Genomic DNA, 19,926 nt, shown 5'->3' with positions numbered 1-19,926 from the left:
GTATAACTTTCTATATTTAGAAGATTTAAATTCTGAATATTCCGCCCTTTGAAAACTGAATAATCCTAAAGGAGCTGTAAAAAATGGTTTTAAAACGATCGTATCAAACACTACTACTCTTTACGAGTGTACTTTTATTTGTGATGAGCTTCTTGATTCCACTGAATCAAGCCAGTGCGGAGGTAATCAATCGAGAAAGGTATCAGATGGATTGGGCCTATAGTCCGCAGTATGGGAAAGATGTTCGTACAGAGCTTTTAAAGAACGCTAGTGGTCAAATCGCATATTGTCTGGTATACGGTTTAAAATCCCCAAATGGAGAGGATTTACCAGAAGCAGGCAAAACAGATGATGTATCCTATCGTGTCTTAATGAATGGATACCCTCAGAAAACACCAGAAAGTTTAGGTGTTTCTAATTGGCAAGAAGCCCATTACGCGACACAATTAGCTCTTTGGAATGCACTTGGTCAGATTTCCGTTGATGAATTACAGTTCAAGAATGCGGCTGTTAAAAAAGCCGCAAAGAACATTATTCACGCGGCAAATCAAAGCCAGGATACACAAGATGTCTGGATGAATGTCATTCCAACGGATAAACAAGAAGCACAATTAAACGGTGAATATTTTGAAACAACAACATACAACGTTCAAACAAATGCAAAAAAAGGTACATTCCATGTAGAAATGAACAATGCACCACAAGGTACACGTATTGTCACAGAACAAGGTGAAGTAAAAGAAACGTTTCAACTAGGAGAAAAGTTCCGTATTCAAGTACCAAAATCCTCTAAGAGTAGTGAACTATCTCTAAAAGTCGTTTCAAATCTAACGAATGTTCATGCAATCGTATATAAAGGAACAAGTACGATTCAAGATGCAACTGTATTATTAGAACGCAGTACAGAACAAATAAGCACAGACTTACAAGTATTCTGGAAAGCAAATGGCGCTTTAAAAGTGATGAAAGTGGATGAAAACCAGAAGCCACTACCAGGCGCAGTATTTGAAATCGCAAACAGCAATCAACAAGTTATGGGAACGATTACAGCTGACAAAAACGGTATCGCTGAAATGGGCAACTTAGAACTTGGCACATACACTGTAAAAGAAGCGAAAGCACCTGTTGGATATGTGTTAGATGCTACACCAAAGCCTTTCGAAGTGAAAACAGGTGAAATTGCTGTTGTAGAAATGAAAAATGTACAAATCAAAGGCAATATTGAAATTAAAAAAGTAAGTGATACAGGTAAGATTCTCCCAGGTGTTGAATTTACAGTATTTACGCCAGAAGGAAAGGCAGTTACAAAAGTAACTACAAATCAAGAAGGGATTGCGAAAGTAAATTCTCTTCCGTTTGGAAAGTATTACTTCCAGGAAACGAAAGGATTAGAAGGTTACTTATTAAATCAAACAAAGTATCCATTTGAAGTAAAAGAGCATAATCAAACACTTACATTCGAAGTGAAAAACGATCAAGTAAAAGGGAATGTACAGCTTGTAAAAGTAGATGAAGATGGGAAAACAAAATTAGAGGGTGCTGTTTTTATCGTAGCCGATGAAAAAGGCAAGAAAATCAGTGAGCATAAGACAGACAAAAACGGGTTAATCAAAATTGATAATATCCCATTTGGAAAGTATCAATTCATTGAAAAAACATCACCAGCGGGCTATGTGCTGGTAAAAGACCCGATTCCGTTTAGCGTTACTGAAAACGGAAAAACAATTGAGTTAGTTGCAAAAAATACAAAGATTAAAGGCTCAATTGAAATTACAAAAGTAGACGTAGCCGATGGAAACAACAAGTTACCAGGTGCAAAGTTTACAATCTATAACAAGCAAGGCCAGGAAGTCGTGAAAGGAAAAACAAACGAACAAGGCATTGCGAAGTTTGAGAAATTACCAGCTGGTAAATACACGTATAAAGAGACATTCGCACCAGAAGGATATTTAATTAATGAAGAAACATTCTCTTTTGAAATTAAAACAGATGGTGAGATCATCAAACATGTTGTAGCAGATCAGAAAAAAGAAGTTCCACCAACACCAGAAACGCCACAACCAGAGCAACCGGAACAACCACAGCCAGAACAACCAAAACCACAACCAGAGAAGCCACAAACACCACAGGTCATTGAAAAACCTGTACCAACACCAGAGAAACCACAACACATTGTAAAACAACCACAACCGATGAAAGAACAACCTAAGAAAGTAGAAAGTCATTTACCAACAACAGGCGGCAAAACTGAAAATCCATATTGGAAATGGATCGGTGTTACATTTGTCGTTCTTGGTAGTATCCTAGCTGTTTACGCATTTAGAAAACGTAAGAATCAAGAAGTGTAAAACACTCTCAACTGATAAGGGAGGGCGGGATCAAATGTGCATATTTGATGTACATTATCAAATCAATGATAGGAAATATACGAAATCATATTTACTTGCATTGGTGGAAGATGGGTTTCAGTTGCGAAAAAATATCCAACATGTTCTGTTCAAAGAGCACCAACAAGAAATTACGATCCTTTCTACAGATTTAGAAGAATTAGATTTAGTAGCTTCATAATGAATGAAACCTCTTAGATGTACAGCATATTTCTATTTAGCGATATAGAAAGATAAAACAATACAGGAGGATTTCTTATGAAACCAATTAAGCATATGCGAAGTAAACGCGGTTTTTATATCGGTCGAGTTCCTCATACAACACATACACCTTCAACAAATAAGCGTACAGAAGAATGGGCGGGAAGAATGGGGAAAAGCATGATTTTCTCTTCTCTCTTGGTCACGCTAGACCCTTACAAAAAAGCGCGCAAATCATAATATTCATGGGAGGACATTCTTTCACTGAATATCCTCCCCACTTAAAAGGAGGAAGCAAGATGGGAAAACAAGCGTATCAAAATCGTCAAGAATGCTGGGAAACCTTTTGGAAAGAACAAGTATTGGTAAATGGTGAATTAGATATTGAACAAGTGAAACAAGAACTCTTCAACTATAAAGCACTCTTAGATCAAATTAACAAACCTCAAAACGGGATCATGCAACCTCAACTTCTGATTCAACTAGCCGCTGAAGAACGAACACAAAAGCATCGTGAAAAACTAGTAGCCCTTGCATAAGGCCATTTCAAGGATAGAAAGGAAGTGAAGAAGTGGCGCACAGCAAGCTCGACAAAGAAATTGAAAACTTCATAGAAAAGAACTGGAAAATGCTTTTAGGTATAGGAGCTGTTGCATTTGTCTGGTTTTCTAAAGAAAAAATCCTCACAGAATTGATGAAGCTGGTGCCAACTGTAGTCGGTGTGTTTCGTGGGATTGTTTTATTGATCCTGTTGGGAATTGTCATACGGATTGTCTTACATGGTATCTATTTATATCTAGAAAAGAAGCGGTATCGATACGTATTATTTATTCCGCACATCGATGATGAAGTCACACCAGATAAACTAGGGCAAATGATTCGGCATGTACATGGTTCGGGTCGAAAGCCTTTAGAACGTCTGTTAAAAGGTCGCGATTGGTACCGCATGACGATGTATCGTTCAGAGGGAGAAAATGAGCGTGTCCGCTTTTATGTAGGTGGTCCAGAAGATAAAATCAAACAGGTTGTGCAAGCCATACAAAGCGCCTATACCCACAGTGAAATTTATACCGTCCCAAAGGAAGAAATGCCATTTCCAACAAGAAAAGCGGTAGGAGGACGGATGGTATTAAAGAGAAAGCGGCTAGATGCTACATTATCACTCGCGCGCTATACACGTGATGTATTACCGATGTTAGGAAGCGCAATGGAAGAAAAGACATGGATTGATATTGCTTTTACACCAGATAACGGGTATCAGCTGACAAAAGGGATTCGAAAAGCAGAAAAGGTCATTCGAAAGAAGAAAAAGCATGGTTTAGACGCTTTTGAAAAAGAAGAAATTCGCGCATTAAATAAACGGTTTGCAAAAAATGAAGTGGCGTTTCAAGTATCCGTTTCATTTGCAAGTGACCGCTATCCTGGTGTACCTGTCATCAAGAACTTAGGGCATATGGTAGCAAGTATTATGGCAGATGTGAATGAGTTGAGATACAGAAGGTTGAGACGTAGTATGCCAGCTGTACCACATCCCGTATACGGGAAAATGATATGGACGGGATCAGAGCTATTAAACTTGTTCCATCTACCTAACGTAACAGGGGATAAAAACAGCAAGACAGAGCGTAACATCTTGTATCTAGATAAAGGGGAAAACATGATACCAAATGATTTATTGGCCGAAGGCATTTCAATTGGCCATGTGATGCATCCCTATATCAAGGATCGATTAGTAAAGATTCGAGAAGACTTTTTCAAGAATCATGGTTACATTACGGGGAAAGTTGGGTCTGGTAAAAGCACCATTGCCATGAGATTGATGCAAAGTGTCATTGATAAATGGCTAGAAAATCCGAATGAAGCGGGTGGATTATCTCTATTTGATCCAACCGAAGATTTGGCATATGTAGCAATGAATCGACTCTTAAAAGCGGAAAAGGATGGGAAACAAGTTGATTGGAGTAAGGTTCATTTTATCCGTTTTCGAAATACAGATCATCCACCAGCCTTGAATTTGTTTCATCGCTTTCCAAATGAAGATATCCAAACAGTGGTTGAATCCATTATGGAAATGATTAAGTTAATGATTCAAGGGCAAGCACAACAAACAGAACGATTACTAAGGGCGATTATTGGGACGTTACTTTGTGATAAGAGTCAAATTCATACGATTTTAAGTATCCCATTATTCATAAGTGATGAACTGTTTCGAGCAAATGTAATTGCCAATTTACAAGGGCCAGAACAAAAATATTACTCTCACTTTTGGAAATATGAAGTGGGAAGCGCGTTAGAAGACAGCACACAAGCGATTTTAAACCGATTAGATATCTTCCGTAATACGTTGTATTTAAAGCGTATGTACGGGCAAACAGGCTTTTCCTTAGAAATTCGGAAGTGGATGGATGAAGGACACCTTATCTTTTACGATTTAGCGGGAATGGGAAAAGAAGATACATTGCTTACAGTCGGTTACATTTGTAACCAATATCACCGTATCGCTCAACAGCGGCCGCATGGTTCAAAACTACATTTAGGCGTGATAGATGAAGCCCATGACGTGCCAGTACCCGTGCTTCCGAAAATCATTGCAAAGGATCGGAAGCATGGATTTGGATTATGGGTGATTACCCAGCAAGTGTCGGGACAGTTAGACAGAGAGCTAACAGACATGTTAACAGAGGCGGGCGGAAATTACTTTGTATGTAGGCAAGGTCATAATTCCGCAAAAACGTTAGAAGGCATTATGCAAAAACAATTCCGTACAGAGTATTTGCAAAACCTTCCAAACTTAGTTGTAGCGATTCAAACGCAAGATTATATCAGAGGTGAGGCAAAAAATGTGTGGTGTACTATACGTGTTCCACCATTAGACCGATATCTACCAAATGGAAAAGCGGCGAATTATAAAAACGAAAAAGAAATTCATGCATCAAATGAATGGACCAGAGCAAAGATTCATTCTTTAGAGCAACAAAATGGGAAAGCAGGATTAGAGATCGACAAGGAAATTGATGATTTTCTATATGGAAAAGGCAAGTATCAACAAGCCGAAAAAGTCAATTTAACAAAAGAAGAACCCGTTGTAACATCGGGGCTAGATGAATTAGAAGAAAAAGCACCTTCCAATGAAGAAGTGAAAGAACCTGTTTCCGAAACCAAGCCAGTTGAACCCACACATCAAGCGCAAATTATCCCATTTCGAAAACAAGCTACCGAAGCGGTAAAAGTGAAAGAAGAAAAACAAGAAGTGAAACAGCCAGAAACACAAACAAAAGAATCTGGCTCCTGTTTAGTTGGATGCTAATTGTATCCATCACAACCGTAGTAAAAGGAAAGGGAGATACAACAGCAAAGGCCAGCACCACTCCAAAGGAAGTTACGCAAAAACAAAACCTTGCCTCGCGTCCAGAAGCAATTGAATTTGCGCGCGGATTCGCAAAGGAATACTTTACATGGCAAAGAGGGGATGAAGGAAAGAAGAAGCGTTCAGAGCGCTTACATCCCTATATACCGAAAACGTTTGATCCGCAAGTTGGTTTAGATTTTGTAAGTATGCAATGGGATTCCAATTTTCTATACGCAACTGTATTAAGAGTAGATGAGGTTACAGATAAAGAGGCAAGCGTAATTTTTAAAGTGAAATACAAATTAAGCCGCATGAAAGCAGATAATAGCGGGCCAGAGGATAAGGAGGTGATCCAGCAAGTGTCGGTTCCTGTTCGGACAGATGGAAAGGCTTTTGTGATTAGTGGATTCCCTCAAATCGTCAAAGTGAATGAAAAAGCAGAAGTACCAGAAGAAAAAGCAGGAAAAGAACGAGAGGAAATTCATGAAATCACTGTAAAAGAAGACATTCGAGAATTTTTACCAACCTTTTTTAAATCCTATACCACCGCAACACAAAAAGAACTCGCGTATGTTTTAGCCAATACAGATATTAAAGGGTTAGAAGGAGCCATGAAATTTGAAAATGTACTTTCCTCTAAGATTTATCCAGGAAAAACAAAAGGCACATATGAGGTACAAACAGAGGTATCTATGATTGATCCACATTCTGAATCGAAAATGAAAACAGGTTATACGTTGTTTGTAAAACAAGATGGAAAGCAATGGATCGTAACAGACTTAAAAACAAAATAGGAGAGGGGCATGTATATGTTCAATATAAATCATTTTGTGTTAGGAATCGGGTTAGAAGGATTTTTCGAAATGATGAAGACACAAGGAACATACGCGTTATATTGTGCGTTTATCATTGTAATCTTGATCGTAGCGGCAAAGCGCGCATGGGGAAAAGCGATTACGTTAATTGTTGGCGGCGGGATTGTTGTATTCTTCATTAACAAACCAGATGCATTAAAAACAATCGGAACGTGGTTAGGCGGATTGTTTGGCGTCTAAGTAAGGGATGGAAAGGAAGAGGGCTACATGAAAGAAAAAGAATCAAAATCTATCATTGTCTATTGTTTCGGAAGCTATATGAACTATATGCGAAGACAGTACGAAATTATGGGGTATCGTCTTCCGCGTGCGGTTACATGGAGGGCACTTGGTTATTTTGCGGCGGTAGAAGCGGGGCTTGTAGCCTTCCGCTTCCTTCCTCCCTTTAAATGGATATTTGGGGATATGATCGATCAAGTTTGGCTCATGTATTATGGTGTGATTCCTCTTTTCTTAGTATGGGGCGCGGATAAATATAAAACAGATGGAAAATCACTTTTCTCTTTTGTTCGGTCCTGGGTCACATTTCGTTTACGGAAGCATCAAAGTAGTCGCTTGGTGAATGTACCCAAACTTAAAAAACATGTGTTTTATGGTCATGTATGTGTACAACATGACGTCAAAGATTTACCAATCGTACATTCATTCAGTGAAGAAGAGAACGACATACACGCTTATGATGTAACATTTTTACCCCAAAAGGAGGAAGTTGAATATGTTGAAAACGATGAACAGACCACCATTAAAGCACGTTGAAAAGAATTTAGCGTTTAGTACAGACGGAAAAGTATCCGCAGTGTATGAAGTAGACGGATTTGAATACGATCATCAAGACGAAAGTACAAAAAAAGTATATTATCGCAATCAACTCGCTCTATTTACCCATCAAGAATATGATATCCACTTGCTTGTGATTCCTCGTACAACAAATTCAGATGAAATTCTGGATGAGCATATTTCCACTTTAAAAGGGCCAATGGCCCCAACAGGACGCTTTCTTTTTAAAAAGGTAAAAGAATACTTACGAAATGCGGCCATTGCGAAAGAGAACATGGAATATCGCTTTTTCGTTTTAGTACAACTGAATATGGAACAGAAAGAAAGACAAATTCGTAACCCTGTCGTAGAAACATGGAAGTTTATGAAGAAGATAAGAGAAGGGTTTGCAGAGACAGCCCAAAACATATCGGGTATGAATGTGACGGATATTTTAGAAGAGGAAATTGAAAATTATTTAGAAGTAGAAGACGTGTTATTTAGCCAGGTTAGAGGGGCCTTTCATAATACAAGACGTGCGAAACCGTCAACAACGCGCTTTTTATTCCATCATAACTTCAAACGTGGCATGAAAGAACTGAATCGGGATCAAAACTGGAAAGTAGGTTCTACAGTTACCTTGAAAAATGAAGAAGGAAAGGCGGTAAAAGTACGTCGGCCAGATTTACAAGAAATGGTGCACTTAACGGATACGGTGATTGATGAAAGCCCAGGGCGCTCTTTGATACTCGAAAGACAAAATGAAGAAGGGGAAATGGAAACTTCCCATGTTGCTTTTCTTGCGGTGAAAGATATGCCCGAAATATCGGCTTTTCCTGGTGGAGAGTGGATTTATCGCATTCAATCTCATTCATTAAAGTTTCCTGTTGAAATGAGTATTCGAGCGTATCATTTAGAGAACCAGATGGTTACCCAAAAACTTTCGAACAGTGAACTGGAATTAAACGATCAACGCCAACAAGCAATGGTAGGTGGCCGCACAACAGATTTAACAATTGATCGTAAAGCAAGAGGCGTCAAAATTGTAAAAGATCGATTTGAAACAACGGGAGCACCTGGATATGAACTAAGTGTACTGTTTTGTGTATATGCAGAAGATGAGAAAACATTAAAATCACGTGTCAATACGCTGATTACAGAATATCGCAAAATGAAAATTGAATTGGTCAATCCATATGGAGAACAATTAGCATACTTCTACGAGTTCTTACCAGGTTCTAAACGTTATAATACGGATTTCAAATTGTTTGTGGAACCAGGCGTACTTGCAATGGGCATGTTCGGGGCCACAACACAAATTGGCGATAATCAAGGGTTTTACATTGGAAAGACAAAAAAATTAAATCGTCCTGTTTTTGTTCGTCCAGAACTCGCGGCGAAAGCATTAGATAACATTGTAACAGCGTTTGAGAGTTTATCAGTTATGTTTGCGGGGCAAACAGGGAAAGGAAAATCCTTCTTAATGAATTTACTCGCTTTCTGGATTGTGATGAGTGGGGGAAGGGCATTTATCATCGATCCAAAAGGGGACCGCACACGATGGCCAGAATTATTGCCAGGGTTCAATGAGGATACCTTGCAAGTATGGACGCTTGGGAAGGATAAAAAGGATGCGGGCTGTTTAGACCCATTCCGAATAAGCGCAACAATAGAAGATGCAAAAAGTTTAGCGCTTGAAATTTTAACGTTCCTATCGGATGTAGGCTTAGAGGATATCCGATATGACTATTTATATAAAGCGATTGAACAAGTGGCGAAAAAAGAAGACGCATGTTTAACTTTGGTTCGTAAAGAACTAGAGGAAATGAAGAAAGAACCAAACTTATTGCCAACTGAATTAGAACGGTTAAATGCCCTTACAAATCGTTTAGCAACCTTAGAAGGCATCCAGTTAGGAGATTTATTGTTTGGTAGACCAGGTCAAGATTACCGCGTATTAAGCCTAGAACGTCCATTACAGGTATTACAAATTCAACATTTACGCATTCCGAAATCAGAGGAAAAGAATGAAAGTGTTACAGATAAATTATCTCGTAGTATCTTAATTGCATTAGCGGCATTTGGTAAATCCTTAATGCATTCCGACCGTAGTATTTTCAAAGTATACCTACAAGATGAGGCATCAAGTATTTTGAAAAATAAAGAGGGTGCGGCGTCTTCTGACAAAATTATTCGAGAAGGACGTTATCACAATATCGGCTTGTATTTAGGAACACAAAACGCATCCGACTATCAATCTGAAAACAAAGAGGTTGCCAATGTGGGTATGAAGTTCTGTTTTGCGCTGAAATACGATAAGGAAGCGGAAGAAATGTTGCGTTACTATAACTTACCGGTCACAGAAGAAAATATCTTAATGCTACGCCAACTTAGACGCGGCGAAGCCTTATTCCAAGATATTTTCGGCCGAACAGCTGTTGTAGAAATTGATACTGTTTTCCAAGAATTAAAGACTGCATTTGATTCCTCTACGAAAACAGACGAAGAACGCGCACAACAATTGGCGTAATTCGTATTACAATACAGATAAGAGTATTCTAAATTATCTGTATATGGAGGATGGAACGATGAAAAAATTACGTATGTTATCTGGATTATGTGTAGCAGGAATGTTAATGGTAACGGGTGTTGCGGGTTGCTCAAATGAAACGAAAAGCAATGCAAATCAACAAGAGATTCAAAAAGAACGAGATATGAAAAAAGCGGATAAGACCGCGATGGATTATGTAAAGGCTTATATTGAAATGGATTCAAAAAAATTAAATGAACTTCAATATGAAAAATATGATTTTATGAATAATGAAGTTAGAAATCCAAATAAAAGTCAAGGCATGAAGGAACGATACGACTTATATCGATATGATTTAAAGGAAAACGAAAATGAATATTACTATCGTGTGAAATACTTTGATCCTGTAGAAAATGCTCAAATGGGAATGAAGTTGAAAATGGTAAAAGATAAAAAGGACGGGAAATGGAAAAATTACGAATGGAACTGGGATAGACATAATAATTTAGAGTCTATTGTGGGGAGTATAAAGCCAGTTCATATTCATAAATGGGGGCAAAAGGAATGAAAAAACTTTTCTCTATTTGTATGATTCTTGTATTCTTCTTACTACCGTTAGGGTCCCATGTGGCCCTAGCGGAAGATACAAAAAAGGAAGAAAAACAGGAACAAAAAGGGGCGCGAATCTCTGAAAATCTATTTAGTGGGTACACAGATGGAATTTATAAAGGTAAATATTATGAGATTGATACGTATCAACCAAAAGAAGATGAAAAAAACGTATTTGAAAAAGTTGGTGGGTACTTATTTGGTGATGATAGTGTAGGTAAAGACTTACAAAGGATGTTGTATACAACTTGTCAATGGTTTGCGAATATGGCCTTTCAGTTAAATGTGATTCTTGGCCAATTAACAATCTTTTTAGTCGATCAAGCGTTGAACCTAGATATTGTAGATGCGGTAGCGGATAAATTAGGAGCGGCTATGCAAAATATTGCTGGTATTGAAAAAGGTGGCTTTTTATCTTCTGGGCTATTCCCAGCAATTATCGGCATTGCATGTGTGTTATCCGCTTGTTACGCAGGCTATATCTTCTTTATTAAGCGTCAACCATCAAAAGGTTTAAGTGAGTTAGTGAAAACGGTACTTGTTATTGCTTTTATTGTTACGTACATCGGGAACGCAAGTACAACTTTAAAAAGTGCGAATACAATTAGTTCTGAAATTAGTGTAACAGTATTAGCGAAAGCAACGGGAACAGTTGCGGGTGATCCAGGACGTTCTAAAGCAGACGCAATCTTTTCAGTGAAAAAGCAAATTTGGGATTTGTTAGTTGAACGACCATATTTATTTTTACAGTACGGGGAAGATTCAAAAGAAAAGTTGGGTGCTAAAAGGGTGGATGAACTGTTAGCACAGGCACCTGGAAAAGATAGAGAAAATAAAGTTCAAGATGAAGTGAAGAATGGAAACCAAATGATGGTTATCTCTTCAGTAGGAGAGCGCCTTGTATTTACAATCATGTATTATGTCGTGAATACATTCGCAGGTGTTCCAGTAATCGCGTTTTGTTTACTAATTGTAGCATTCCAATTATGGTTCCTTGTCATGAGTATTATCTCACCAATCGTCATGGCGGTGGCTTTATTGCCAGGACACCGCAGAGTAATTGAAAGCTGGGCTTCACAATGGATTAGACCATTGGCATTAAAAATCTTTATGTCTGTTATGCTTGTCATCATCTTTACGATAGCAGAACTACTTTATGTGTTACCAGAAGCGGGCGTTGCAGGATATGTGTCTACAATGATTTTCCAAATACTTGTTTTCGTTCTTTGCTATCTGTTTAGAGGAAATATTGTTGCGGCCTTTAGTCGAGCACGTGGTGTGTATGAAACGGTCACAAATATATCTCTTATGACTGAAAACTTTGTAGATAAGGGGAAAGAGTACGCTGGAAATACAATGTCTTATATTGGAGACAAAATGGGAATGCATTTTAACAACGCGGCTGAATTGGCAGCGGCAGGCGGCCAGTTAGAAAATGCAGGGACAGACGACGAAAAGACAAAAGCCAACCCGTTAGTGCAAGCGAATATACCGAATGATTTACCAAATAATCAATCGGAACAAGAAAAAGAAGAGAATCAAAAGAAAGGAAACCTTATTTCCTTACAGGATCGTGATAAAGATGGGAATTTACCACAGCAGGAAGAGGAAGGAAAAGAACAAACGACACCAGGTGAAGAAGAGGCACCAATGCAACAAGACCTTATCAGCTTAGATAAGGAAGCATTAGAACAAGAAATGGAAGGACAACAAGAAGGAACAGAAGTAGAAGAATCAGAAATGGAAGTTCAACCAGAACTTGTATCTTTAGAAGATGAGGAAATTCCAACAGGAGAGGAAATGCCAGCTGATATAGAGGGATATGAAGAGGTACAACCAGAAGTGCCAGAACAAGAGGTACCATTAGAAGATATTCCGACTGATATAGAAGTATACGAAGAGGTACAACCAGAAGTACCAGAACAAGAGGTACCATTAGAAGAGGTTTCAACTGATATGGAAGCATATGAAGAAATCCAAACAGAGGTACCAGAACAAGAAATACCACTAGAAGAAGTTTCAAGCGATATGGAGGCATATGAAGAAATTCAAACAGAAGTACCAACACAAGAACTTCCATTAGAGGAAGTGTCACCAGATCATGAAACATTTGAAGAAATCTCATCCGATATCCCACAACAAGACATTCCAACAGAAGAAATTCCGATGGATATTTCAAGAGAAGAAATACAACCAGAACAGGACATTTCAACACATATTCCACAACAAGAAATTTCAACGCCAATTGAAACAGAGGCAAATGAACCTTTAATACCAGATACAATTCGTGCAGATGTAAATGAAGAAGGTGTCATTGTACCTCATACACCAGAAACAACAAGTGCAGATATTCCAGATGCTATTCCTGCAGAAGTGAATGAAGCGGGGGAGATTGTTGCAAAAAATTCTAATATAGATGTCGAGTCAACTGTACAAGAAACAAATTCTTCTGACTCATTTATCCCAACGGAATCCATTTCCCCTACTGATTTAACACGAGTAAATGAGAAAGAAGTAAGCAAAAATGAACCGATTCAAGGAGAAGCGGAAACAATCGATACACCAGATATACAATATGGAGCTGTAGCCGCGGGAAGTGAAAATTGGATGCCTTCTACTGATCCGCAAAACTTAGATAACTTTGATGATTTGGAGCCACCCAAAAAAGATGAGTAGAGTCCTAGACTTCTAGGACTTTACTATTTTTTTACGAAAAAAGGAGCGATATAGCTATGAAACACTGGGGATTAACGTGTATGAAAATGGTGAGTATCAGTATTTTTCTCTGTATTGGGTGTTTAGGGTGGATGAACATAATCATTCTTTTCATACAGAGAGAATGGCCGACAGATTTATTAGGATGGATTGGTTTAGGGTTACTTATCTGGTATACGCTTATTCTTTTAACTCTCCAAATTATCCATAATGAGTTACGTTGCCCTATTGATGACAGGGCCAAACTAGCCTTTTTTATCTGGTTTGTAGGAATTGGTCATTTTGGATTATTAGACTTTATACAAAACCAGCAATCTACTCTTTTAACGTTACTATTTCATGTTTTAGCGATTATACCTATTCTTTTGGCCCTTACATATGGGCTGATTGTTCGAAAGTATTCCAATCAATCTTGATACATGTTGTAAGGGGGGAGGGATGATATGAGACCAGAAATAAAAGAAGTTGTAGATAAAACGGTACAAGAAGAGATTGCACAAGAACAAAAAAAGAAGAAGAAAAAGAAATCCTGGTTACTGACATTTCTTTTTGGGAGTTCTACTTTCACGATAGGATTGTTCGTCTGTATTGGATTTCTTTTATTTATTGTTTTAGGGCAAGGCATTGGCAAAAAAGAAGAGGAAGCACCAGCAACCATCCCAAGTAATGGAATGACGGTTTGTCGGCCAGGTGGAAAAGCAGTGGCACCAGAAGAATTACAGCCCCATTTAGGCGGCGTTTTTACAGGGAAAGCACAAGCCTTTTTAAATGCAGGAACACAAAACCAAATCGATCCCGTTTTACTAGCGGCCATTGCAAGATTGGAAACGGGTAACGGTACTTCTAATGCAGTAAAGAACTATAACAACCCTGGTGGCCTCATGGACCCTAGTAGTTCACAAATGAAAGGTTTCATGAAATTTGCCACCTTAGATGAAGGAATCAACGCTATGGCCCGAAACTTATATAAAAACTATATCGGTATGGGGATAACAACCATAGAAGCAATTGGAGCGAAATATGCACCGCCAGGAGCCGCAAATGATCCGCATGGTACAAATGGTTTATGGCCTGTATTAGTAACAAAGTTTGTGGCGCAAATGGGCGGCCTTACTTTTAATTGTGAAGCGGGAAAGCCAGGCGGCGTTGTAGATACTGGATCAGCAAGCTCACAAGGGTTTATTCGTCCTATCGCCCAAACAACGATCACAAGCCCATTTGGACCACGCTGGGGCACCATTCATAAAGGTACTGATTATTCTTGTCAGGACGGTGTTACCCCAATTGCCGCGTCGAAAGGTGGCGTTGTAGAGTTGGCGAAATTTGGCGCTTCCGGTTCGGGTTTTGGCGGCTATGGAAACGTAGTTGTCATCAATCATGGAAATGGATATTGGAGTTTATACGGTCATATGTCATCTATTACCGTACAGAAAGGGCAAAACATTGGAGTCGGTCAACAGGTAGGTGTTTGCGGAAGAACAGGGCAAGTAACAGGGCCACATTTGCATTTTGAAATTAAAACAGCCTTTAAATTTGGGCAAGTCGACCCAGCACCATATTTGCCGAAATAAGCGGAAAGAAAGGGAGGATTAGGGATGAAACAGGGAATCGTTGGTTTTGTCATACTTGTATTGGTAGGTATCAGTTTATGGTTATGGAATCAAAATCGCACCTTACAGCATAAAGTTGAACAAACGGAAAAGAAATGGACGGAACAAGTAAAAGAGCTAAAAACAGAGAATCGAGCATTGGAAAAGCGCGTAACAGTTTTAACAGAAAATACGCAAGATAAAGGGCAAGAAGTAGCGAAACAGTTTGTAGAGCTGTTAATACAGAATGATAACAAGCAAAAAGAAAAGCCAGGATTTGAAAAAATCAAAGAAATGATAACAGGAGAAGCACGAAACAAATTATTAAATGCGCCAGAGGATGCACATAACCATATAGAAGATGATGGCTCTATGCACATTCAAACGAAAGCAAAGATAACAGATATGTACTACATTAAAACCGCTGATAATAAAGCGGATGTAACGGTTAAATATGATTATCTTGTAACGGTTGATGGAACAGAACAACAAGAAAAACACACCATGAAATTAAATTTACTATTAGAAGGTGAGAAATGGTTTGTAGAAAATTATGAGTTCCAAATCAATACAGGAATTGAAGGACCGTAGGGAAAGGAATGAGGAGAGCTGGTGAATCAAAATGTATTGCATCATATCGGGTATGAAATATTGCAAGAAACGTTTGTATTGATTCGAAATGTCTTTTCCTATTCAAACCAAGATGAATCCAGTGTGACATACGTACGAGAAATTGCGGATGCCTTGCATAATATCCCGCATTCAATTCAGAAACAACATGATAAATTCCTAGAGTTTGAGTTCAAACTGTTAGAAGAAACATTAATGCATATGGACTTTGGAAAGGTTGCCGCGCAAAATATTCCCTATTTTAAAATGTATGCGGCACGTGTACAGCAATTGTTACAGAAGCGCTATAAAGAGGTGTAATCGAGTGGAAATGGGGCGATAAAAAATGATCGTATTGGGAATTGGGCTGTCAGTTTTGCTGATAGCCTTTTTGTTTAGCCAAGTATATCCGTTTCATGAACAAAAATTAGAACAAAGAAAATATGATGAATATGGAATCTGGATCATTATTTGTACAGGGGGATGCCTCTATGTATCGCATCATTTTTTACAAGAAAACACGTGGAAATGGGGATTGAAAATCATTGGTGCAACCTTTTTTACAGGATTTTCAATCGGATGTGTTGGAAAACAATGCATATATGATTTTCAACATAAAAAGTTTCCCTTTCAGAAAAAATGACGCTTCAAATTCGTCTGTAATTAATTTTAAATTAGTTATTAATACATTTGGTATTGAATAAGATTACGTCTTTTATTCGGTCTTTTAAGTGGTTCAAATGAATTTTTAGAGAAAAAGGGGGGGAGGATGATTTTTTTTAAGATCATTGCATATATTTTGTTAAGTATAAGAGTTTGTAAGCTTGTTTGGGCAGGAATAGCCGCGATTGTAAAGAAACAAATGATAATCGCAAATATAAACCTATTATTGGCCATGTATTATTTTTGTTCGGGAAGTCTTCTGTATTTGTGCACGTTATGGGAAACACAAGATATTTTTTTACAAGCCTTTTTGATTTTAATTGTGGGAATTGCGATCATCCGATTAAGAAAAAGCTGGTATGTACCGCAAATGCGTACCTATCTTCAAAGACTACAGGAGCAAGCGACAAATAGGAATGATCTGTGAGGAAATCCAGGAAAAAGGAGTGGAGAAATCTTGATACATCAATATGAATTAAACTTTTCAGTGATGTATAGTGGCAAGGTAACAGGCTCACAATCTACAATTATTCCAGCAAGTTCTTTAGAGGAAGCAAATGAAAAATTACAATCGGAAGTAAAGCGGAGATTAGGAAAATGTAGTATAAAAGTTAATGCGGTTAGTTTATGTGTTTCAGAAAATAGCCGATATAAGATTAAATAAGATAATAAAAAAGTTCCCTAAAAAGGGAACTTTTTTCATAGTAACTCCGCATAATGCAGGCACATATTAATTGATCGTTTTTAGTATAGGATAAGAATGAAAGGAATGCATCTTTTAAATATGTAATGTTGATATTGATTTTAAAATTTGGAGCGGATCAGTACGTGTTTGGATAGAATTTTAAATGTATTGGACTATATTGCATCAATTTATGTATTGCATTTTTATTTGTATTTTGTATACTAAACGTGAGTTTTCCTTACAGTAGGCAATCTTTCAATTTCTATGAAAGCCAACTAATCTGTTAATTATGTATGGTAGCAAACAAGCTCTTATGTCTATGGATATAAGAGCTTGTTTGCATATGGATCACTCTTTTATGTACAATGAAAGAAAAACATCATATGAGATGGGGAGAGGAAAACCCATGTCCAACCAACAATTAGTAAATTTACGCATTGATTTTGCTTTCAAACAATTATTTGGCACAAGTGGAAATGAAGATATTTTGATTGCTTTTTTAAATGCTCTGTTACAAGATTCTTTAGACTCCCCTATTGTTTCCTTACAATTAGAAGACCCACACTTGCACCGAGAACATGAAGAAGATAAATTATCGATTTTAGATATTTCCGCAACATTAGATACGGGAACAAAGGTAAATGTAGAAATCCAGTTAAATAATAATCATGACATGATTAAGCGAAGTTTATATTACTGGGGAAGGCTATACACATCCCAACTTCAAAAAGGTATGCCTTATAGTTCTCTTCATAAAACAATTACGATTAATTTATTAAACTTTGTCATGTTTCCAGAATATGAAGCATTCCATACAACAGGAATCTTATGGAATCAACAACAACAGAAAATATTGAGTGATGATATTGAAGTTCATATTGTGGAGATTCCAAAACTCATGCAACAGTGGCGGAATGAACAAGTAAACCCCTGGGAAGATTCATTTGTTCGTTGGTTGTTATTACTTCCAGCGAATGAGGATGAACAATTAACCCAAACATTGGAGGATATTGCGATGAACCAAGACCCTATTTTACAAAAAGCGATGAATAAATGGGAACGTATGAGTCAAGATTCTTCTTTCCGACAAGCATATGAAGCAAGGGAAAAAGCGTTGATGGACGAAGCCGCAAAGTTTGCTTATGCAGAACAAAAAGGTATTGAAAAGGGTATTGAACAAGGGAAAATACAGCTTATTCGTGGTATGCACAAAAACGGAATGCCAACAAAAGATATTGCGAAATTTACGAATTTATCTATAGAAAAAATACAAGAAATTCTTGAATTATAAATGAATAAATGGGAACGTATGAGTCAAGATTCTTCTTTCCGACAAGCATATGAAGCAAGGGGAAAAGCGTTGATGGACGAAGCCGTAAAGTTTGCCTATGCTCGTAATGAAGGGAAAAAAGAAGGGATTCAAGAAGGGGTTCAGCAAGGGAAAATACAAATGATTAAAGGTATGCATGAACTTGGTGTACCAATTGAAACGATTGCACAAGCAAGTAAATTAAGTATAGAAGAAGTTGAACTTATTTTGAAAGGAAATTCATAATAAACAATTAAGATCGTAAAAGAGCCACAAGAGAAAAGATCAGTGACAAGATATTACACATAGAAGAGACTTGACTCTTTTTCTTAGTATCAATTAAAAAACATAATATATGTTACCAATATACGGAACATATCAGTAATTGTACCCATTTCTCAAAAAGGAAAGCAATTTAAATAAGTGCTTTCCTTTTTGACATGTGTAAATGATCTACAGATTGCTCTTCGATAATAATTATATACCCACTTAATAATATTTGGGTTTAAATAATACTAAGAAATAAGACCTACATTGTGGTCTTATTTTTTAGTGACCAACGCTACGAGGAATATAAACTCCAGTTCCTGAATCAGTTAAATAGTTACTCTTATCTTTATATCTACAGTAATTATATATTTGTTACTCACTTTAAAGTAAATGTGGAGTTTATATAGTGACAATTCTTAAGGGTTTTATTAATCAAATCTTCCCCTTTATTTTTCCGCTCTTTTTCTTGCTGTTGAAATGAATTAAAGAGTTGTGTTGCGTTCTCCATTGTATGCGTTGAAGGGAATAATCCTTTTGCTACCCCCATTGGTTTAAATTCCTCTTGTAATTGAAATGAATGAAGCTGTTGTGATGCATGTTCTATTGAAGGGAATGAAGGGAATGAAGGGAAAAAACTTTTTGCTAAGCCCATAGTTGTTAGCTCCTTTCTAAAGTATCTTACTTATAATATAGCGGGTGGAACTGAAAAATCAGAAAAATTAAATTATTTTTAGTGTAATTTATTTGACTCCTTTCGTTTGTTTTAAATTTCTTTCTATTTATTTTTATTTATATATAAATCCCTCACAGAGTAATGGCAAGTTATCTTATCTCTTTTATATACCATTTTTAATAGAAAAATCCTTGCTTTTTCACAAGGATTTCTCTAGGCTACTTTTTCAGAAAAATAATCGTTTGTCAATTAAATTTTCCAGTGAATTAGTTTTACAAAAGATACAAAATGTTAAACCTATAAAAAACATTAGTATTCATTTGTATGCATGAGACCAATGGGTTTTTTATTCGGATATTTATTTACAATATTTTTTATAAAAAAGATAAACATAACAAATTTGGTTTTATAAATTGATAATATATTCAACATGATTTTATATGTTTTGTATGTTTATATAATAATTGTTTTATATGTTTATATGTTTTATATGTTTTAGGAAGCTGAAACATATTGATATATAAGGGATTATAGCACTTATATATAACAAAAATGGTTTAAAAGATAACAAATTTGGTTTCATCTATAACAAAAATGGTTTAAAAAATAACAAATTTGGTTGCCTATCTATAACAAAAATGGTTTAAAAGATAACAAATTTGGTTTCATCTATAACAAAAACGGTTTAAAAGATAACAAATTTGGT

Annotated in this window: 20 protein-coding genes and 1 pseudogene; 20 read left to right on the top strand and 1 reads right to left on the bottom strand. The window is 37.0% G+C overall.

Annotated elements, in window-relative coordinates; all coding sequences use genetic code 11:
- The first annotated feature begins 83 nt into the window (after nt 1–83).
- The 20 genes and pseudogenes from ACTFRY_RS28320 to ACTFRY_RS28225 form a co-directional block, all read left to right on the top strand.
- On the top strand, nt 84–2,348 hold the full coding sequence (locus tag ACTFRY_RS28320) for a SpaA isopeptide-forming pilin-related protein (protein WP_440032465.1): 2,265 nt from the start codon (nt 84–86) through the stop codon (nt 2,346–2,348).
- Between the two features lie 34 nt (nt 2,349–2,382).
- A complete protein-coding gene (locus tag ACTFRY_RS28315; RefSeq protein WP_000334852.1) occupies nt 2,383–2,568 on the top strand; it encodes a hypothetical protein in 186 nt (61 codons plus the stop codon).
- 77 nt (nt 2,569–2,645) lie between these two features.
- Nucleotides 2,646–2,828, top strand: coding sequence for a hypothetical protein (locus ACTFRY_RS28310; protein WP_000802603.1), 183 nt, complete (start codon nt 2,646–2,648; stop codon nt 2,826–2,828).
- A 59-nt stretch (nt 2,829–2,887) separates the two neighbouring features.
- Complete coding sequence (locus ACTFRY_RS28305; RefSeq protein ID WP_440032464.1) at nt 2,888–3,127, top strand: hypothetical protein; 240 nt, start codon at nt 2,888–2,890, stop codon at nt 3,125–3,127.
- A 32-nt stretch (nt 3,128–3,159) separates the two neighbouring features.
- Nucleotides 3,160–5,895 (top strand): ATP-binding protein, encoded by a 2,736-nt coding sequence (locus ACTFRY_RS28300; protein ID WP_440032463.1) that lies wholly within the window; start codon nt 3,160–3,162, stop codon nt 5,893–5,895.
- Complete coding sequence (locus ACTFRY_RS28295; protein WP_440032462.1) at nt 5,889–6,731, top strand: conjugal transfer protein; 843 nt, start codon at nt 5,889–5,891, stop codon at nt 6,729–6,731. Before ACTFRY_RS28300 ends, ACTFRY_RS28295 begins: the two co-directional genes overlap by 7 nt.
- Nucleotides 6,732–6,740: 9 nt before the next feature.
- Entirely contained in the window at nt 6,741–6,992 is a 252-nt protein-coding gene (locus ACTFRY_RS28290; RefSeq protein ID WP_000281809.1) for a TcpD family membrane protein, read from the top strand.
- 27 nt (nt 6,993–7,019) lie between these two features.
- On the top strand, nt 7,020–7,568 hold the full coding sequence (locus tag ACTFRY_RS28285; protein ID WP_000659658.1) for a TcpE family conjugal transfer membrane protein: 549 nt from the start codon (nt 7,020–7,022) through the stop codon (nt 7,566–7,568).
- Entirely contained in the window at nt 7,528–10,098 is a 2,571-nt protein-coding gene (locus tag ACTFRY_RS28280) for an ATP-binding protein (RefSeq protein WP_440032461.1), read from the top strand. The genes ACTFRY_RS28285 and ACTFRY_RS28280 overlap by 41 nt, the downstream gene beginning before the upstream one ends.
- A gap of 58 nt (nt 10,099–10,156) precedes the next feature.
- Nucleotides 10,157–10,666, top strand: coding sequence for a hypothetical protein (locus ACTFRY_RS28275; RefSeq protein WP_440032460.1), 510 nt, complete (start codon nt 10,157–10,159; stop codon nt 10,664–10,666).
- Entirely contained in the window at nt 10,663–13,383 is a 2,721-nt protein-coding gene (locus ACTFRY_RS28270; RefSeq protein ID WP_440032459.1) for a CD3337/EF1877 family mobilome membrane protein, read from the top strand. The genes ACTFRY_RS28275 and ACTFRY_RS28270 overlap by 4 nt, the downstream gene beginning before the upstream one ends.
- 56 nt (nt 13,384–13,439) lie before the next feature.
- Nucleotides 13,440–13,838 (top strand): hypothetical protein, encoded by a 399-nt coding sequence (locus tag ACTFRY_RS28265; RefSeq protein ID WP_000683507.1) that lies wholly within the window; start codon nt 13,440–13,442, stop codon nt 13,836–13,838.
- A gap of 27 nt (nt 13,839–13,865) precedes the next feature.
- Complete coding sequence (locus ACTFRY_RS28260; protein ID WP_440032458.1) at nt 13,866–14,993, top strand: peptidoglycan DD-metalloendopeptidase family protein; 1,128 nt, start codon at nt 13,866–13,868, stop codon at nt 14,991–14,993.
- A 24-nt stretch (nt 14,994–15,017) separates the two neighbouring features.
- Nucleotides 15,018–15,602, top strand: a complete 585-nt coding sequence (locus ACTFRY_RS28255; RefSeq protein WP_440032457.1) for a hypothetical protein — start codon at nt 15,018–15,020, stop codon at nt 15,600–15,602.
- 21 nt (nt 15,603–15,623) lie between these two features.
- On the top strand, nt 15,624–15,941 hold the full coding sequence (locus ACTFRY_RS28250) for a hypothetical protein (protein WP_098685819.1): 318 nt from the start codon (nt 15,624–15,626) through the stop codon (nt 15,939–15,941).
- Nucleotides 15,942–15,966: 25 nt separating this feature from the next.
- Nucleotides 15,967–16,263 (top strand): hypothetical protein, encoded by a 297-nt coding sequence (locus ACTFRY_RS28245; RefSeq protein ID WP_440032456.1) that lies wholly within the window; start codon nt 15,967–15,969, stop codon nt 16,261–16,263.
- A 126-nt stretch (nt 16,264–16,389) separates the two neighbouring features.
- Nucleotides 16,390–16,710, top strand: coding sequence for a hypothetical protein (locus ACTFRY_RS28240; protein ID WP_440032455.1), 321 nt, complete (start codon nt 16,390–16,392; stop codon nt 16,708–16,710).
- Between the two features lie 30 nt (nt 16,711–16,740).
- Nucleotides 16,741–16,947: a hypothetical protein gene (locus ACTFRY_RS28235; protein WP_440032454.1), complete on the top strand. Its 207-nt coding sequence runs from the start codon at nt 16,741–16,743 to the stop codon at nt 16,945–16,947.
- A 427-nt stretch (nt 16,948–17,374) separates the two neighbouring features.
- Nucleotides 17,375–18,259, top strand: a complete 885-nt coding sequence (locus tag ACTFRY_RS28230) for an Rpn family recombination-promoting nuclease/putative transposase (protein ID WP_440032453.1) — start codon at nt 17,375–17,377, stop codon at nt 18,257–18,259.
- Nucleotides 18,260–18,523: pseudogene (locus tag ACTFRY_RS28225) on the top strand (Rpn family recombination-promoting nuclease/putative transposase); the annotation flags it as partial. It abuts the gene before it with no gap.
- A gap of 400 nt (nt 18,524–18,923) precedes the next feature.
- On the opposite strand, the gene ACTFRY_RS28220 reads toward ACTFRY_RS28225, so the two are convergent.
- Nucleotides 18,924–19,199 carry a hypothetical protein gene (locus tag ACTFRY_RS28220; RefSeq protein ID WP_440032452.1) on the bottom strand — a complete coding sequence of 92 codons (276 nt, stop codon included), beginning with the start codon at nt 19,197–19,199 and terminating at the stop codon, nt 18,924–18,926.
- Between the last annotated feature and the right edge of the window lie 727 nt (nt 19,200–19,926).

Origin of the sequence: Bacillus cereus group sp. MYBK195-1 (assembly GCF_051916605.1) — a bacterium.
Taxonomy (GTDB): domain Bacteria; phylum Bacillota; class Bacilli; order Bacillales; family Bacillaceae_G; genus Bacillus_A; species Bacillus_A cereus.
This window is presented reverse-complemented; position numbering and strand designations above follow the sequence as displayed.

Coding starts and splice junctions, on each gene's coding strand:
- ACTFRY_RS28320 (WP_440032465.1), top strand. CDS start 84: ATGGTTTTAAAACGATCGTATCAAACACTACTACTCTTTACGAGTGTA.
- ACTFRY_RS28315 (WP_000334852.1), top strand. CDS start 2,383: ATGTGCATATTTGATGTACATTATCAAATCAATGATAGGAAATATACG.
- ACTFRY_RS28310 (WP_000802603.1), top strand. CDS start 2,646: ATGAAACCAATTAAGCATATGCGAAGTAAACGCGGTTTTTATATCGGT.
- ACTFRY_RS28305 (WP_440032464.1), top strand. CDS start 2,888: ATGGGAAAACAAGCGTATCAAAATCGTCAAGAATGCTGGGAAACCTTT.
- ACTFRY_RS28295 (WP_440032462.1), top strand. CDS start 5,889: ATGCTAATTGTATCCATCACAACCGTAGTAAAAGGAAAGGGAGATACA.
- ACTFRY_RS28290 (WP_000281809.1), top strand. CDS start 6,741: ATGTATATGTTCAATATAAATCATTTTGTGTTAGGAATCGGGTTAGAA.
- ACTFRY_RS28285 (WP_000659658.1), top strand. CDS start 7,020: ATGAAAGAAAAAGAATCAAAATCTATCATTGTCTATTGTTTCGGAAGC.
- ACTFRY_RS28280 (WP_440032461.1), top strand. CDS start 7,528: ATGTTGAAAACGATGAACAGACCACCATTAAAGCACGTTGAAAAGAAT.
- ACTFRY_RS28275 (WP_440032460.1), top strand. CDS start 10,157: ATGAAAAAATTACGTATGTTATCTGGATTATGTGTAGCAGGAATGTTA.
- ACTFRY_RS28270 (WP_440032459.1), top strand. CDS start 10,663: ATGAAAAAACTTTTCTCTATTTGTATGATTCTTGTATTCTTCTTACTA.
- ACTFRY_RS28265 (WP_000683507.1), top strand. CDS start 13,440: ATGAAACACTGGGGATTAACGTGTATGAAAATGGTGAGTATCAGTATT.
- ACTFRY_RS28260 (WP_440032458.1), top strand. CDS start 13,866: ATGAGACCAGAAATAAAAGAAGTTGTAGATAAAACGGTACAAGAAGAG.
- ACTFRY_RS28255 (WP_440032457.1), top strand. CDS start 15,018: ATGAAACAGGGAATCGTTGGTTTTGTCATACTTGTATTGGTAGGTATC.
- ACTFRY_RS28245 (WP_440032456.1), top strand. CDS start 15,967: ATGATCGTATTGGGAATTGGGCTGTCAGTTTTGCTGATAGCCTTTTTG.
- ACTFRY_RS28240 (WP_440032455.1), top strand. CDS start 16,390: ATGATTTTTTTTAAGATCATTGCATATATTTTGTTAAGTATAAGAGTT.
- ACTFRY_RS28230 (WP_440032453.1), top strand. CDS start 17,375: ATGTCCAACCAACAATTAGTAAATTTACGCATTGATTTTGCTTTCAAA.
- ACTFRY_RS28220 (WP_440032452.1), bottom strand. CDS start 19,199: ATGGGCTTAGCAAAAAGTTTTTTCCCTTCATTCCCTTCATTCCCTTCA.